The 13,703-nt window shown below is 54.1% G+C and carries 15 protein-coding genes and 1 pseudogene; 6 read left to right on the top strand and 10 right to left on the bottom strand.

The window, feature by feature from the left end:
* The 4 genes and pseudogenes from FHW66_RS19545 to FHW66_RS19560 all read right to left on the bottom strand — a co-directional run.
* A pseudogene (locus FHW66_RS19545) lies at positions 1–203 on the bottom strand (branched-chain amino acid ABC transporter permease); the annotation flags it as partial.
* A 90-nt stretch (positions 204–293) separates the two neighbouring features.
* Positions 294–1,223 (bottom strand): delta(1)-pyrroline-2-carboxylate reductase family protein, encoded by a 930-nt coding sequence (locus tag FHW66_RS19550; RefSeq protein WP_183381552.1) that lies wholly within the window; start codon positions 1,221–1,223, stop codon positions 294–296.
* 2 nt (positions 1,224–1,225) lie between these two features.
* Positions 1,226–2,236 (bottom strand): trans-3-hydroxy-L-proline dehydratase, encoded by a 1,011-nt coding sequence (lhpH, locus tag FHW66_RS19555; RefSeq protein ID WP_183381512.1) that lies wholly within the window; start codon positions 2,234–2,236, stop codon positions 1,226–1,228.
* Between the two features lie 251 nt (positions 2,237–2,487).
* Positions 2,488–3,615: a branched-chain amino acid ABC transporter substrate-binding protein gene (locus FHW66_RS19560; protein WP_183381553.1), complete on the bottom strand. Its 1,128-nt coding sequence runs from the start codon at positions 3,613–3,615 to the stop codon at positions 2,488–2,490.
* Between the two features lie 306 nt (positions 3,616–3,921).
* Between FHW66_RS19560 and FHW66_RS19565 the strand changes: the two genes are divergently transcribed.
* On the top strand, positions 3,922–4,386 hold the full coding sequence (locus FHW66_RS19565; protein ID WP_183381513.1) for an Lrp/AsnC ligand binding domain-containing protein: 465 nt from the start codon (positions 3,922–3,924) through the stop codon (positions 4,384–4,386).
* 110 nt (positions 4,387–4,496) lie between these two features.
* On the opposite strand, the gene dksA is transcribed toward FHW66_RS19565, so the two are convergent.
* The 5 genes from dksA to gpmA form a co-directional block, all read right to left on the bottom strand.
* Positions 4,497–4,901 carry an RNA polymerase-binding protein DksA gene (gene dksA, locus FHW66_RS19570; protein WP_183381554.1) on the bottom strand — a complete coding sequence of 135 codons (405 nt, stop codon included), beginning with the start codon at positions 4,899–4,901 and terminating at the stop codon, positions 4,497–4,499.
* A gap of 586 nt (positions 4,902–5,487) precedes the next feature.
* Positions 5,488–6,243, bottom strand: a complete 756-nt coding sequence (locus FHW66_RS19575) for a molybdopterin-synthase adenylyltransferase MoeB (RefSeq protein ID WP_183381514.1) — start codon at positions 6,241–6,243, stop codon at positions 5,488–5,490.
* 167 nt (positions 6,244–6,410) lie between these two features.
* Positions 6,411–7,895, bottom strand: a complete 1,485-nt coding sequence (locus FHW66_RS19580; protein WP_183381515.1) for a S41 family peptidase — start codon at positions 7,893–7,895, stop codon at positions 6,411–6,413.
* A gap of 3 nt (positions 7,896–7,898) precedes the next feature.
* Complete coding sequence (locus FHW66_RS19585) at positions 7,899–9,323, bottom strand: murein hydrolase activator EnvC (RefSeq protein WP_183381516.1); 1,425 nt, start codon at positions 9,321–9,323, stop codon at positions 7,899–7,901.
* 14 nt (positions 9,324–9,337) lie between these two features.
* Positions 9,338–10,084 (bottom strand): 2,3-diphosphoglycerate-dependent phosphoglycerate mutase, encoded by a 747-nt coding sequence (gene gpmA, locus FHW66_RS19590; protein ID WP_183381517.1) that lies wholly within the window; start codon positions 10,082–10,084, stop codon positions 9,338–9,340.
* Positions 10,085–10,182: 98 nt separating this feature from the next.
* Here gpmA and FHW66_RS19595 point away from each other — a divergent pair, with 98 nt between their 5' ends.
* The 5 genes from FHW66_RS19595 to FHW66_RS19615 all read left to right on the top strand — a co-directional run bounded on the left by FHW66_RS19595 (position 10,183) and on the right by FHW66_RS19615 (position 13,200).
* Positions 10,183–10,599, top strand: coding sequence for a rhodanese-like domain-containing protein (locus FHW66_RS19595; protein WP_183381518.1), 417 nt, complete (start codon positions 10,183–10,185; stop codon positions 10,597–10,599).
* Positions 10,596–10,865 (top strand): glutaredoxin 3, encoded by a 270-nt coding sequence (gene grxC, locus FHW66_RS19600; RefSeq protein WP_183381519.1) that lies wholly within the window; start codon positions 10,596–10,598, stop codon positions 10,863–10,865. Before FHW66_RS19595 ends, grxC begins: the two co-directional genes overlap by 4 nt.
* Positions 10,866–11,023: 158 nt before the next feature.
* Complete coding sequence (secB, locus tag FHW66_RS19605; protein WP_183381520.1) at positions 11,024–11,515, top strand: protein-export chaperone SecB; 492 nt, start codon at positions 11,024–11,026, stop codon at positions 11,513–11,515.
* 187 nt (positions 11,516–11,702) lie between these two features.
* Positions 11,703–12,155 carry an SH3 domain-containing protein gene (locus tag FHW66_RS19610; RefSeq protein ID WP_183381521.1) on the top strand — a complete coding sequence of 151 codons (453 nt, stop codon included), beginning with the start codon at positions 11,703–11,705 and terminating at the stop codon, positions 12,153–12,155.
* 43 nt (positions 12,156–12,198) lie between these two features.
* The gene (locus FHW66_RS19615) at positions 12,199–13,200 is read left to right on the top strand and encodes an NAD(P)H-dependent glycerol-3-phosphate dehydrogenase (RefSeq protein WP_183381522.1); all 1,002 of its coding nucleotides are present in this window, start codon (positions 12,199–12,201) and stop codon (positions 13,198–13,200) included.
* A gap of 65 nt (positions 13,201–13,265) precedes the next feature.
* Here FHW66_RS19615 and FHW66_RS19620 read toward each other — a convergent pair whose 3' ends face one another.
* Positions 13,266–13,505, bottom strand: a complete 240-nt coding sequence (locus FHW66_RS19620; protein ID WP_183381523.1) for a hypothetical protein — start codon at positions 13,503–13,505, stop codon at positions 13,266–13,268.
* Positions 13,506–13,703 lie beyond the last annotated feature (198 nt).

Consider the following 13,703-nt stretch of genomic DNA (forward strand, 5'->3'; position numbering starts at 1 on the left):
ACGATGCCAGGCAGCCCGGGGGCCAGTGCCTGTACCAGCTTGAGAATACTCAAACCTGCCATGGCGCCGATCATGAGCACGTCGCCGTGGGCGAAATTGATCAGGTTCAGTACTCCGTAGACCATCGTGTATCCCAACGCGATCAGCGCATACATGCTGCCGAGCACTAATCCGTTGATGATTTGCTGGATGAAAATGTCCATATGTCTCCTCTGCTTCGATACTTCTTTAATGCCGGTCTGCTTGCGACAGACCGGTTCTTGTTAAATCCACAATTGGTAATTGCGGATATCCTATTCCGCTGACGCAAGCATGCCTTCGCATACCACACGCGCAGCGGCCAAATCCCATGCTGCCTGTCCTACTGTCTTGAAAATCGGCATGCCTTGTAATGGTGGTCCACCGGCCAGCAGGTCACCCAATACGCGCACCCGCTGCCAATCGACCTTGGCCTGAATCAAATCACCGGCCTCGTGCTTGGCACCTTCCAGATCGTCGACAACGATGATGCGTTCGGCCAGCAACGATGCGGGAAACTCCACCATATCCGGCTTGAAGGCACCAACACCAATGGCAAGCGTGCGGGCAGCCAGCTTGGCTGGAATCACCGGCGTACGCGAGGTGGTCAGTGAAATGAGTACATCCGCGGCTGGCACATCGGACTTCAACTGCGCCATGCTGATGGCGTTAGCTTCGATACCGGGCACGCGGGCACTTAATGCCCGGCAAAAACTTTCAGTACGCTCGGCATCACGTCCGGCAACCCAGAAGCGGCGGATTCCAAAATAATCCGACAATGCCGCAGCATGCGCCGCGGCCTGCACACCAACACCAATCAACAGCGCGGATTTGGGCTTGCGAATGCCTAGTACGTCGATTCCCAGCAAGGTCATCGCTGCAGTGCGGCGCGCAGTTACTGTCGGGCCGTCGAGTTGTACCAGGCGACGACCGGTCTTGGTATCAAATACGATGACTTCGCCCTGGATCGTCGGCAGCTCATGAGCGCTATTGTCCGGGTGTACGGTGATCAGTTTGGTGACACTGATATCAGCGCCGATGGCGGGCATGCTGAGCAGCACATTGGCGCCACCGATGGGCACCACCTGCCGTTCAGGCGCAGTGATCTTGCCAGCAAAGAGCTCCTGCGCGGCTTGCGACAAGGCCGGTACAAGTTGCTTGTAGGGGAGCGCCTGGGCAGTTTCCCGCGCGTTCAGGACAGGCACGCTCATCGCAGGAAAAATCCGGTAGGGAAAGGATCGGTGTCTTCCAACACCCATTGATTGGTGCTCATGATGTGAGCGGATCCGGTAACTTCAGTAATTACGCCATCGAACGCACCAACGCGGGTCGACTCAGTCACACGGACACTGAACTTGCTGCCGACTATGCTGGCGTTGACCAGATCCTGATTGAGCGCGAGGCGGTCTCGCAGGAACAATTGCGCAGCACGCCCGGAGGTACCGGTGCCGGTCGGTGACCGGTCCACTTCGCGATCAGCAAAAATGCAAACGTTGGACTGATCTGCACCGACTACTTGCGGGGCGCTGTCGATGATGGTGCCATACAGAGTATTCAAACCTGGCTCCAGCGGATGAACAATGCTGACCTTGGCCTTGACTGCGGCTTTGGTTTCGGCACCCAGCTGGATCAGTTGACGCACTTGTTCGGGTTTCACGCTCAGACCAGCCTGGTCGGCATTGATGTAGTAGTAGAACGCGCCACCGAAAACGATATCGCCAGTGATCTGACCAAAGCTGGGGGTCTCGACCACGACATCACGCGCATAGATGAAGGCAGGAACGTTCTTGAAGGTCACCTTGCCAGCACGCACACCATCCCACTCCACGCGCGCTTCAATGAAGCCGGCTGGGGCGTCAAAGCAGATGCGGGTAGTCGGTTCGGTACGCTCGACATACCCCATCTCCACCAATACTTTTCCCAACGCGATGATGCCGTGGCCGCACATGTCGCTGTAGCCTTCGTTGTGGATAAAAATAACGCCAAAGTCGGCGTTTGGCGTGATGGGGGGAAGCAGATAGGCGCCGTACATGTCGGCATGACCGCGCGGCTCGTTTATCAAAAACTGCCGCAGGTCATCTCGATGTTGCTTGAGCCAGTCGCGTTTCTCCAGAATATTGCCGCCCGGTACCGGCGGCAATCCGGACACGATAATGCGCAACGGCTCACCGCCGGTATGGGCATCGATCGTCTGAACGGTGCGGGTGTAACTGAGCATGCGACTTCCTCTAAAAAAACCTTTTACAAGCAAACTGGGCAGCCTGCCATTTCCATGCCGCAGAGCTCAATGGCAGGAGTGTATTGCATTTGCGACCATTTGCACCAGAAAGCTGCATGTGCAGATGCACAAAAGCTGCCCCCGCCAAACAACAGGGGCAAGCATTTGTGAACTACGGGGAACTGGTATCGCTGGTAACAGAAGCGGGCCTGTATGGCCCGCTTCCAGGATCAACAATCTACCGACTGTGATCAGTAGCTGGTCAGCGCAACTGGCAAACCATCCTTAAAGCGGAACACCGTCACTGGCGATTGCTTCAGGTCATGTTTGTCGTCAAACTCGTATTCGCCAACGACACCCTTGTACTTGATGCTGGCCAGGGCTGGGCCGTATTGCTTTGGTTCAACCGAGTTGGCCGCCTTCATGGCTTGTGCAATCAGCATCATGCCGTCGTAGAAGGACACGGCGTAGGTTTCTGCAGGACGGCCAAACTTCTTTTGATACTCTTCAGAAAAAGCTTTGCCTTCCTTGGCCTTCTCAAGCATGGTGCCGCCTTGTGTGCAGTAGACGGTGTCGCCGATGGCATCACCACCCAGACGCCCCATTTCCGGCGAGCAAATACCGTCGCCACCCAACAACACTGCATCAATACCCAGCTGCTTCATCTGACGCTTGATCGGCGCACCTTGTGGTGCATAACCGCCAATGAACACGGCATCAGGCTTCTTGCCCTTGATGGAGGTCAGGATGGCCGAGAAATCGGTTGCCTTGTCGTTGGTGAAGTCTTTGCTGACGACCTTGATGCCGTTGGCCAGTGCAACCTTGGTGAACTCTTCTGCCAGACCTTGACCGTAAGCGGTGCGATCATCGATCACGGAGACAGTCTTGATCTTCAATTCCTTGGCTGCATACAGTGCCATCTTGCCACCCAGCTGACTATCGCTGGCTGCCACACGGAACAGGTTCACGAAACCTTGCTGTGTCACCTTAGGATTGGAAGCAACAGTTGCTGTCACGATACCTGCTTCGTTGTACACACGCGACGCTGGAATGGTCACGCCTGAGTTGTAAGGACCAACAACAGCCTTGACACCCATATCAGCGAGCTTCTGTGCAGCAGCAACGCCCGACTTTGGATCAGCCTGGTCATCTTCTGCGACCATTTCAAATTTAATCTTCTTGCCACCGATTACCAGGCCTTGTGTGTTCAGGCGTTCGATTGCCAGTTGCAAACCGCCTTGATTGTCCTTACCAGCAGATGCTTGCGGGCCGGTCAGCGGACTGCTGAAGCCGATCTTCACGGTTTGCACTTCCTGGGCACAGGCAATCGCTGGCAGGATGGCAAGTGAAGCGGCAATAATAGTCATGCGGTTATACATGTAATGTTCCTCTCGATGGTGAAGGTCAGGTGGGTAAATCGTCATTTCCGGCCGATCCTTTTGAGACCCGGCAGGATTTTATAGCTGATGCGGAAAGCGATTGCTACAAGTGCGAATACAGATATGACTTCATGGCAAGGGTCTCTCCTCTGAGCTCTGGTAGGCGGGGCGCATCCGGGGTCCGGTGCGACTCTTTGTGCGAGCTCGATTTTATTTACTCTTGTCTGATATTAGTTCCGATAATTGTCTCTATAATCAAAATTAAATTCATACAATCTCCATTTATCAGAATAATATTCAAAATCTATGGCTACACTGGACAAAATCAGCAAAAAAATTCTGTCAGAACTACAGAATGACGGTCGCATCAGTAATGTTGATCTGGCCACGCGCGTCAATTTGTCCCCTGCAGCCTGCCTGGAACGGGTACGCAAACTGCAGGAAGCGGGCTATATCCTGGGATATGCGGCACAGCTTAATCCTGAGTTGCTGGACGTATCCTTGCTAGTGTTCATTGAGGTCGTGCTCGACCGCACGACGGCCGATGTGTTTGAGGCATTCAAGAAAAGCGTGCAGAGCATTCCGGAAATCATGGAGTGCCACATGGTGGCGGGAGGCTTTGACTACCTGGTCAAATCAAGGGTCAAGGATATGAATGCTTATCGGGAATTTCTGGGCAAGTCACTGCTGCAGCTTAAGGGCGTGCGAGAAACGCACACCTATGCCGTCATGGAAGAGGTCAAAAACACGATTCGCCTGCCGATCAAATAAAGCCCTGCCAGCAGGTAAGAAGCGGCGAAGTATCACGTCAGAAAACAACAAAACCGACGAGGCCCACAAGGGGCACCATCGGTTTCAGCAGTCAAGTGCTATCGCGTGAATTAATCGCCGTAGAGCTTTTGCTTCAATTCACGACGCTGCTGGGCTTCCAGCGACAGTGTCGCAGTCGGACGAGCCAACAGACGCGGAATGCCAATAGGCTCTCCAGTTTCTTCACACCAGCCATATTCGCCAGCATCTATAGAAACGATGGATTGCTGTACCTTCTTGAGCAATTTACGTTCACGGTCACGGGTACGCAATTCCAGCGCATGCTCTTCTTCGATCGTTGCGCGGTCGGCGGGATCAGGCACGAGCACGGTTTCGCGCAAGTGCTCGGTAGTTTCACCGGCATTCTTGAGCAAATCTTTTTCCAGCTGTTGCAAACGGTTCTTGAAAAAAGCCAGCTGCGCTTCGTTCATGTAATCTTTTTCGCCCATCTTGAGGATTTGCTCCTCAGTGAGCAATGTTTGCGTCTCAGGGGTAGTTTTGGGAGTTTTAGTTGCCACTTCGCTTACTTTCAATACTACGGGTTTTTCAATTTTATCCTTTAATCCAGCGCCTGCTTTCGGGTTTTACCAGAACGCCTGCCTGACATGCGCATGATTTGGGATCTGCACTGTCGCTGGATTTGGTCGCTTTTGAATCCACTTCCCTTGCTGCCGATGACACCAATGTTGCAATCAACGCAGGTGCATTCGTCCACTTTGCTACCAGACTGTATTCATCGGCTCAGTCAACTGCCAACACTGTAGGCTGGCAATAGATGTTTCTGACTTCCAATTTCAACGGTGAAGGATTTTACACTAACAATATTGCCTGCCAATGAACTTGCCAACTTATCCGCAGCGAATCCGGACTGATATTTCAGTGTGCTACGAGATTTTTTCTCTGCGCCCGTCTACCCCGTAGATTTGACTCGGCGCGCAAGACCCTTAACCAACACAGTGTATACCACAAGTGCGCACAGAAATGCGACTTGGGCACAGCCCCACATAGGAAGCAGAACGATTAGCAACTGCAAGCCATCAAAACAGCAACACTTTGCCAGTTCTATAAATGGGTGCCGCCACAAACCGGACAAGCGCTATTGCGCTGGAATTGAATCGTGGTCCATTCCATGCGTCGTGCATCCAGGATCTGGAGCCGGCCAATCAATGGCTCGCCCACTTGGGCAACCAGTTTGAGCGCTTCAGCGGCTTGCATGGTGCCAATAATGCCAACCAGTGGCGAAAATACGCCCATGGTTGAACACTGGACTTCTTCAAATTGTTGATCCGGCGGAAACAGGCAGGCATAACAAGGGGCATTCTTGCGCCGCGTGTCAAATACGCTGATCTGGCCATCGAAGCGGATCGCGGCTCCCGATACAAGAGGCACACCATGATGTACGCAGGCACGATTAACGGCATGACGCGTGGCGAAATTATCACTGCAATCAAGCACTACCGAGGCACCTTGCACCAGCGCCGCCAATTGCGCTTCACTAACCCGCTCGGCAACGGTGACGACGTCAACATCAGGATTGATCTGGGTCATTGCCTCGCGCCCGGAGGCAACCTTGAGCATGCCAACCCGCTGCGTGGTATGCATGATCTGTCGCTGCAAATTGGTCAGATCCACCGTATCGTCGTCAACCAGCGTGATTTTTCCGATGCCAGCCGAGGCCAGATACAGCGCAACAGGAGAACCCAGGCCACCGCTGCCAATCACGAGTGCATGCGCAGCCAGCAAGCGCTCCTGCCCGGGGATATCGATTTCATCAAGCAGTATATGGCGTGAGTAGCGTAATAGTTGCTGGTCGTTCATTGCGGCGTATTCATGTAGATCGTGCTTGATTGCCTGTCTGTTTCAGGTCGCGGTTGTTCATCATGACAACATTGGCGAATACCACGTCATACCCCGCAGCCTCCCTGAAATGAAGAAGGCCGCAGCCGGACTGGCTGCGGCCTTCTACCTGAGCGACGATGAGGCGATTACTTCTTGTCGCTCTTTTGTGAAGATCCCTTGCCATCCTTGGCCGCAGCCTTGTCGTCGCTGGTATCCTCACGCAAGTCTGGCTGAACCTTGGAGACCTGGACCGGCAAACCCTTGAGATGATTGATTGCCTGTGCCAGCTGGAAGTCTTCCTTGCTGCCGAACTCGAGTGGCTTGCGCTTCTTTTCCTGCGCAATCAGACGCTCTTCTTCTTTCTCGTCGACGGTTGCAGCCTTGACTTCGCTGGTGTTCTTGTCCTTGTCATTGGTCAGATGCTTTGTCAGATCCGCTTCACGCAGACGCAAACCGTTGAGACCATCGCCATCAGCATATTCATCGACCATGATGTCAGGAACAATACCCCGCGCCTGAATCGAACGACCATTTGGTGTGTAATAACGAGCTGTGGTCAGCTTGACGGCTGTTTCCTTGTCTGGTGGCAAGGAAATCACTGACTGTACCGAGCCCTTGCCGAAGGTCTGTGTACCCATGATGGTAGCGCGCTTGTAATCCTGCAACGCACCTGCCACGATCTCTGAAGCCGACGCCGAACCGGAATTCACCAAGACCACCAATGGTACAGACTTCAACGCATCTGGCAGTTTGGACAGCGGATCAGACAGTGGGTTGATCGAATAATACTCACGCTTGGCGAGGAAGCTGGCCTTGGAGCTGGCCAACTGACCGTTGGTCGTCACGACCACAGAATCCTTGGGTAAGAAGGCTGCCGACACACCAATAGCACCAGGCAAAACACCACCCGGATCGTTGCGCAGATCCAGAACCAGGCCCTTCAGATTTGGCTCTTGAGCGTAGATCGCCAGAATCTTCTTGGCCATGTCATCAACGGTAGGCTCCTGGAACTGCGTCACTCGCACCCATGCGTAACCTGGCTCAATGACCTTCGCCTTGACGCTCTGAACGCGAATTTCCTGGCGTGTGATGGTCAAAACAACCGGCTTGTCTTCATCCTTGCGGGCGATGGTCAGTGTAATCTTGGTATTCGGTTCGCCGCGCATCTTCTTGACCGCCTCATCCAGCGTCAAGCCTTTGACCGGGGTTGAATCGAGGCGGGTGATCAGGTCTCCTGCCTTGATGCCAGCGCGATAGGCGGGGGAATCCTCGATCGGCGAAATAACCTTTACATAGCCATCTTCCATCCCGACTTCGATGCCCAGACCGACGAATTTACCCATCGTCCCTTCGCGCAACTCCTTATACGCCTTCTTGTCGAGGTAGGCTGAATGCGGGTCCAGAGATGCCACCATGCCGGAAATGGCCTCGGTGAGCAGCTTCTTGTCCTCGACCGGCTCCACATAATCTGTTTTGATCAGACCGAAGACATCGGTCAGCTGCCGCAGCTCTTCCAATGGTAATGCCGCTGCCACGTTCTTTTGTGCGATAGCGTCGAATTGCATTGATGCCGCTACGCCGGCAATCACGCCCAAACTGATAAGACCAATATTCTTGAGTTTGCTGCCCATGTTTCACCTAGTAGTTACCCAGCTTAGTGGGTCGAATGCGCGGCCCTGATGCCGCATTTCAAAGTATAAACCCGATTGCTCATTGCCGCCGCTATTACCTGCACTGGCGATGACTTCGCCAGCTTTCACAAGATCTCCTGCCTGCTTTAGCACTGACTGGTTATTGCCATAAATCGTGATGTACTGGCTGCCATGATCCACAATCAGCAGATTGCCGAAGCCGCGCAACCAGTCAGCATAGACCACTCTGCCTGCCGCAATAGCCCGCACTTCGGTGCCCTCGGGAGCGCGAATGAACAAACCTTTCCAGGTTGGACCATCACCGCGCTTACCGCCAAACTTGGCAATCAGATCACCACGCACCGGCAATCGCAGCTGGCCACGCAGACTGGCGAACGGCTTGCCAAAGTTCTCGTCCGGCGACGGCACAGCATCATTGCGTCCCAGTGAAGGTGCGCCGGCACCCGTATCACCATCTGCCTCCGACGGCGCCGAGCGCCCTTTTGTTCCCGGCGTCGAGCGTGACTGCTGAGCGGTGCGCTTGTCACGTTCAGCCTTGGCCAGCAACTCCTGACGGCGCTTCTCGCGGGCAGCGGCTTCCGCCTTCTTTTGCTCTTCGATCAATTGTGCGAGCTTGTCGACGAGGCCAGAGAGGCGCTGCTCGTCGCGCTGCATATTGCCAGCTTCCTTGCGTTGCGCATTGAGCTTGCTTGACAGCTGCGCCAGCAAAGTACCGCGTTTGACCTTTTGCTGCTCAAGCAATTGCTTTTGCTGATTCTGTTCCTGAGCGATTTCTTCCAGCTCGAACTTGGCATTCTGGGTCGCCGCCTTGTTGTCCTTGATAGCCTGCAGGTTTAGGCGCAGGGTTTCGATCAGCTTGGCCTGGGCTTGTGATACATACCCCATATACTGCAACTCGCGATTGATGCGATTGGGATTATCACCAGATAGCAGCAGCTTGATGCGGTCTTCGTTACCGGCGACATATTGCTGGCGCAACAGGGTCGATAATTGGACCTGCTGGCCGTTCACCACCTGTGACAGATCCGACTGCTGCCTTACCAGCACGTCCAGGCGCGCCTCCGTATCGGCCTGTTCTTGCTGCAAATTACGTAATGCACGGTTCGCCTTGGAGATGGCTTGCTCGGACTCAGCCAGCGCATCGGCGGCATTGCCCTTGGCAGTTTCGGTCTTGTCGATATCACGCTTGAGCGTCGCCAGGCGCTGCTGCAGATCAGCCCGCTCCTTTTCAGCCGCCTGCTTTTGACGACCGCGCTCACTGGCCTGTTGGGTCTGTGCGTGGACTTGCAGTGGTACGCAGGCCAGCCACAGCGCACTTCCCAACAGCCAGCTGGTAGACAATGTGCGCAACAAGAACGGGCGCCGCAAAAACAGCGCGGCGCCGGTGTTGAGGTACGACTTGAACATGCCTGCAGCGGTCTTTATTTGGATTTCCCTTGATTGGCAACAGCCTTGAGCGCGGCCTCGATGGCGGACTGATCACCCAGATAATAGCTCTTGATTGGCTTCAGATCAGCATCCAGCTCATAGACCAGCGGCTGACCGTTGGGAATATTGAGGCCGACGATATCGCTATCGCTGATGCCGTCGAGATACTTGATCAGGGCCCGCAGGCTATTGCCGTGGGCGGATACAATGATCTTTTTGCCAGCACGGATGGCCGGTGCAATCGAGTCATTCCATGCAGGCAACACGCGCGCCACGGTATCCTTGAGGCATTCGGTCAGTGGAATCTGTTCCTTCTGCAAATGCGCATAGCGTGGGTCATTGTAAGAAGCGCGCGGGTCACCTGGCTCCAGCGGATTAGGAGGCGTGTCATAGCTGCGACGCCAGACCAGCACTTGCTCATCGCCATACTGGGCGGCGGTCTCAGCCTTGTTCAAGCCCTGCAACGCACCGTAATGCCGCTCGTTGAGGCGCCAGTCATGCTGGACTGGCAACCACATCATGTCCATTTCATCGAGCGTCGTCCACAAGGTACGGATGGCGCGTTTGAGGACCGACGTGTAGGCCAGATCAAAGGTAAAACCGGCCTCTTTGAGCAATTTGCCAGCCTGTTTGGCTTCTGCCACACCTTTTTCAGTCAGATCAACATCTACCCAGCCGGTAAAACGATTTGCGAGGTTCCAAGTCGACTCGCCGTGGCGCATGAAAACGATTTTGTACATAGTAAGTTTGATTACGATTGAAAATTGGGTGGGAAGAATTAAATAGCTTGCTGCTTCTATTTTATAATGCCGAGATTCAGTAAACCCATTGAGATCCCGTGAAATTCATCGTAGACAATATTTTTCTGATCGGCCTGGTCATCATTTCTGGTGGCGCGCTGCTCGTTCCTTACCTGCAACAACGTGGCAGCAAGCTTAGCCTGTTGGAGGCAACCCAACGCATCAACACTGGCAAAGCACTGGTATTGGACGTACGCGATACCGAGCAGTTCGCCGCGTCCCATCTGCGCGATGCCCGTAACATCCCTCTCAAGGAACTGGCACAACGCATTGGCGAACTTGATAAATTCAAAAGCAAGAGCGTGATCGTTGTCTGTCAGTCGGGCACCCAATCCGGGAAGGCTGAGGGCATCCTCAAAAAGGCCGGCTTCACCGAAGTATACGGCCTCACCGGCGGCATTGCTGCCTGGCAGGTACAAGGTTTGCCAACCGCAGGTCAGAAGGCGACCAAATGACTGCGCGCGTTGTCATGTACTGCACTGCAGTCTGCCCCTACTGTGTGATGGCCGAGCGTTTGCTACTGAGCAAAGGTGTCACGGAAATTGAAAAGGTGCGCGTTGACCTCGATCCGCAAGAACGTGAGGCCATGATGAAAAAGACTGGCCGTCGTACTGTGCCGCAGATTTATATTGGAGACACCCATGTCGGTGGCTTTGACGATCTCAGCGCGCTGGACCGTAACGGCGGTGTTGATCCACTGTTGCAAGGCACCACAGCGTAACTTGCCACGACAACACAGTTAACCACTTATCGAGGTAGTTGACTGCATCTTGTCTGATATTGGCGCCCATTCCCGGCCATTGCCGACTATTGCAAACTGACGCTGTCTGCTATCCTTTATGCCTGTTTTTACCATTTAACCTGAAACGAAAGCATTCCATGTCGGAAGAAAACCAACAAGCTGAACAGCAACCTGTTTTCCAGATTCAACGTGTATACCTGAAGGACTTGTCGCTGGAGCAACCCAATTCGCCGGCAATTTTTCTGGAGCAAGACTCTCCAGCAATCGAGGTAGCCGTTGATGTGGGTGCCGAGGCACTGGCCGATGGCATTTTTGAATCGACCGTGACAATCACGGTGACTGCCAAGGTCAATGACAAGGTCGCTTTTCTGGTAGAAGGCAAGCAGGCTGGTATTTTCGAGGTGCGCAATGTTCCCAATGAGCAACTTGATCCATTGCTGGGTATCGGTTGCCCGAACATCATCTATCCGTATCTGCGCGCCAATATTGCCGATGTGATTACACGTGCCGGCTTCCCACCGGTTCATCTGGCGGAAATCAATTTTGAAGTGTTCTATCAGCAACGTCTGCAGGCAATTGCGGAGCAACAAAATAGCACACTGGTCAACGGTACCAATACTGTCAACTGATTCTGCAGCAATCGTGCATTGCCAGGACTAAACGTCAAGTTAAGTCGGGGCAATGCACTTCTCATGTTCTGTGCATCGGTCCCGATAGCGCACGTCAACCAGGCAAAGTGCTACGCTGCTTTCATTGCAGACATTGGCTACCTTTGCCAATTTCCAATTGCCATCCACTCTCTCGCGGAGCTTGCCCATGAAATTCGTTCCCCTGATGTTCTCTGCCTTATTGCTGTCCACGGCCATGACAACACCTGCCCACGCGATCGACTTTCAGTCAGTCGGCGCAGAGCCGGCAATTCTGTACGATGCTCCATCGGAAAAAGGTCGCCGCACCCATATCGCACCACGCGGTATGCCGGTAGAAGTCGTCACAACCTACGGTGACTGGAGCAAAATCCGCGATGCCGAGGGCAAGCTAACCTGGATCATGACCAAGATGCTGACGCCTAAAAGGAACGTGATCATCACCGCCGCCAATGCAAAAATTCGCGCTAGCGCCGATGACAATGGCGCCATCGTTTTTACCGCCGACAAGAATGTCCTGCTGGAGCTGACAGATCCGGTCTCCACTGCCGGCTGGCTGAAAGTCAAGCATCGCGATGGACAAAGCGGCTACGTCAAAGCGACCGATGTGTGGGGCAACTGAGGCATGCTGATCGATTTCTGCATCCACGCTCGGGATTGAGCTCATGAATATTTCCATACTCGGTGCTGGCGCCTGGGGTACTGCGCTTGCGATCAACCTCGCTCAACGTCATAACGTCGTGCTGTGGGGCCGTAATCGTGAAGCCATGGAACAGGCATCTGCCCGGCGCGAAAATCACACCTATCTCAGTGGCTTTACGCTACCAGACGCATTAACGGTAACCGCTGATTTCGAGGCTGCCCTCTCGCATGTGGAGCAGAAGCCGAATGACAGCCTGCTGATTGTTGCATCGTCGGTCTCCGGCCTACGTGCGCTGTGTACAACCCTGCAACACCACAACATCCCCAATCTGGTCTGGCTGTGCAAGGGACTGGAAGAACAAACCCTGCTCATGCCCCATCAGATTGTTACCGCTGTGCTGGGTGACAAGATTGCAACGGGCGCGTTGTCGGGACCATCCTTTGCGCAGGAAGTGGCCAAGGGTCTCCCCTGCGCGCTCACTATCGCCAGCAAGGACAAGTCGCTTTGCGCGCGAGTAGTGGCTGCCGTACACGGTGCCAATTTGCGGGTCTACTCCAGTGATGATCTGGTGGGCGTGGAAATTGGTGGTGCCGTGAAAAATATCTTGGCCATCGCCACCGGTGCCGCTGATGGCCTGCAACTTGGTCTCAACGCACGCGCCGCATTGATGACCCGCGGGCTGGCAGAAATTACCCGGCTCGGCATAGCACTCGGTGGCCGGGCAGAAACTTTTATGGGATTGTCAGGAGTAGGCGACCTGATTCTGACCTGTACCGGCGACCTTTCGCGCAATCGGCGTGTTGGTCTTGGGTTGGCACAAGGCAAGCAACTCGACGCAATCGTGGCCGAGCTGGGTCATGTTGCTGAGGGTGTACGTTGCGCGCAGGCAGTACGCTTGCTGGCACAGCAGCATGGTGTCGATATGCCAATCACCAATGCCGTTGCTGGCGCACTGTTCGATGGTGTTGCCGTCAGAGAAATGGTGGCGCAGTTATTGTCGCGCGATCCACGCGAGGAAAACTGAGTTCGTCGACCTCTGCTACACAGCCGGTCTTAGCCGGCTTTTCAATCAATGCCTGTCGATGACGCTCAGCGCGCCACAATGTCGCTAGCCATTTTGGGCCGCTTGAAACGTTTAGGTGACTCACCTTCCACGATGTCATCCATCTGCTTGGGCAGCTTGTCGTAGGCAGAGCAATCGTCTTCACGGCCTTTGCTGCGACCGGGTTGAATCACCTTGCCGCACCGACCTTCCTTGACCGCCATCACGAATGGAGAAAGCGGTTTAGTGCTGCTCTTGACCTGTATATCGCGTTCTATGGTTTGCATAAGATTTTTCCTAACCATTGCTCAAAGATTTCTCCATGACCGAGCAGCAATTGGATTCTCTCTGTGGCTGCTCCAGATGCGCGGTTTTGGCGCACCGTATGTCCATTAACGCACCAAATACGATTTGGAATACGCAAAATTCAATTTTTTGTCAGGAAACTGCAAGATATATATAAGTTCTGTCATTTTTGCTGCTAC

This window comes from Herbaspirillum sp. Sphag64, assembly GCF_014192645.1.
Taxonomy (GTDB): Bacteria; Pseudomonadota; Gammaproteobacteria; order Burkholderiales; family Burkholderiaceae_D; genus Herbaspirillum.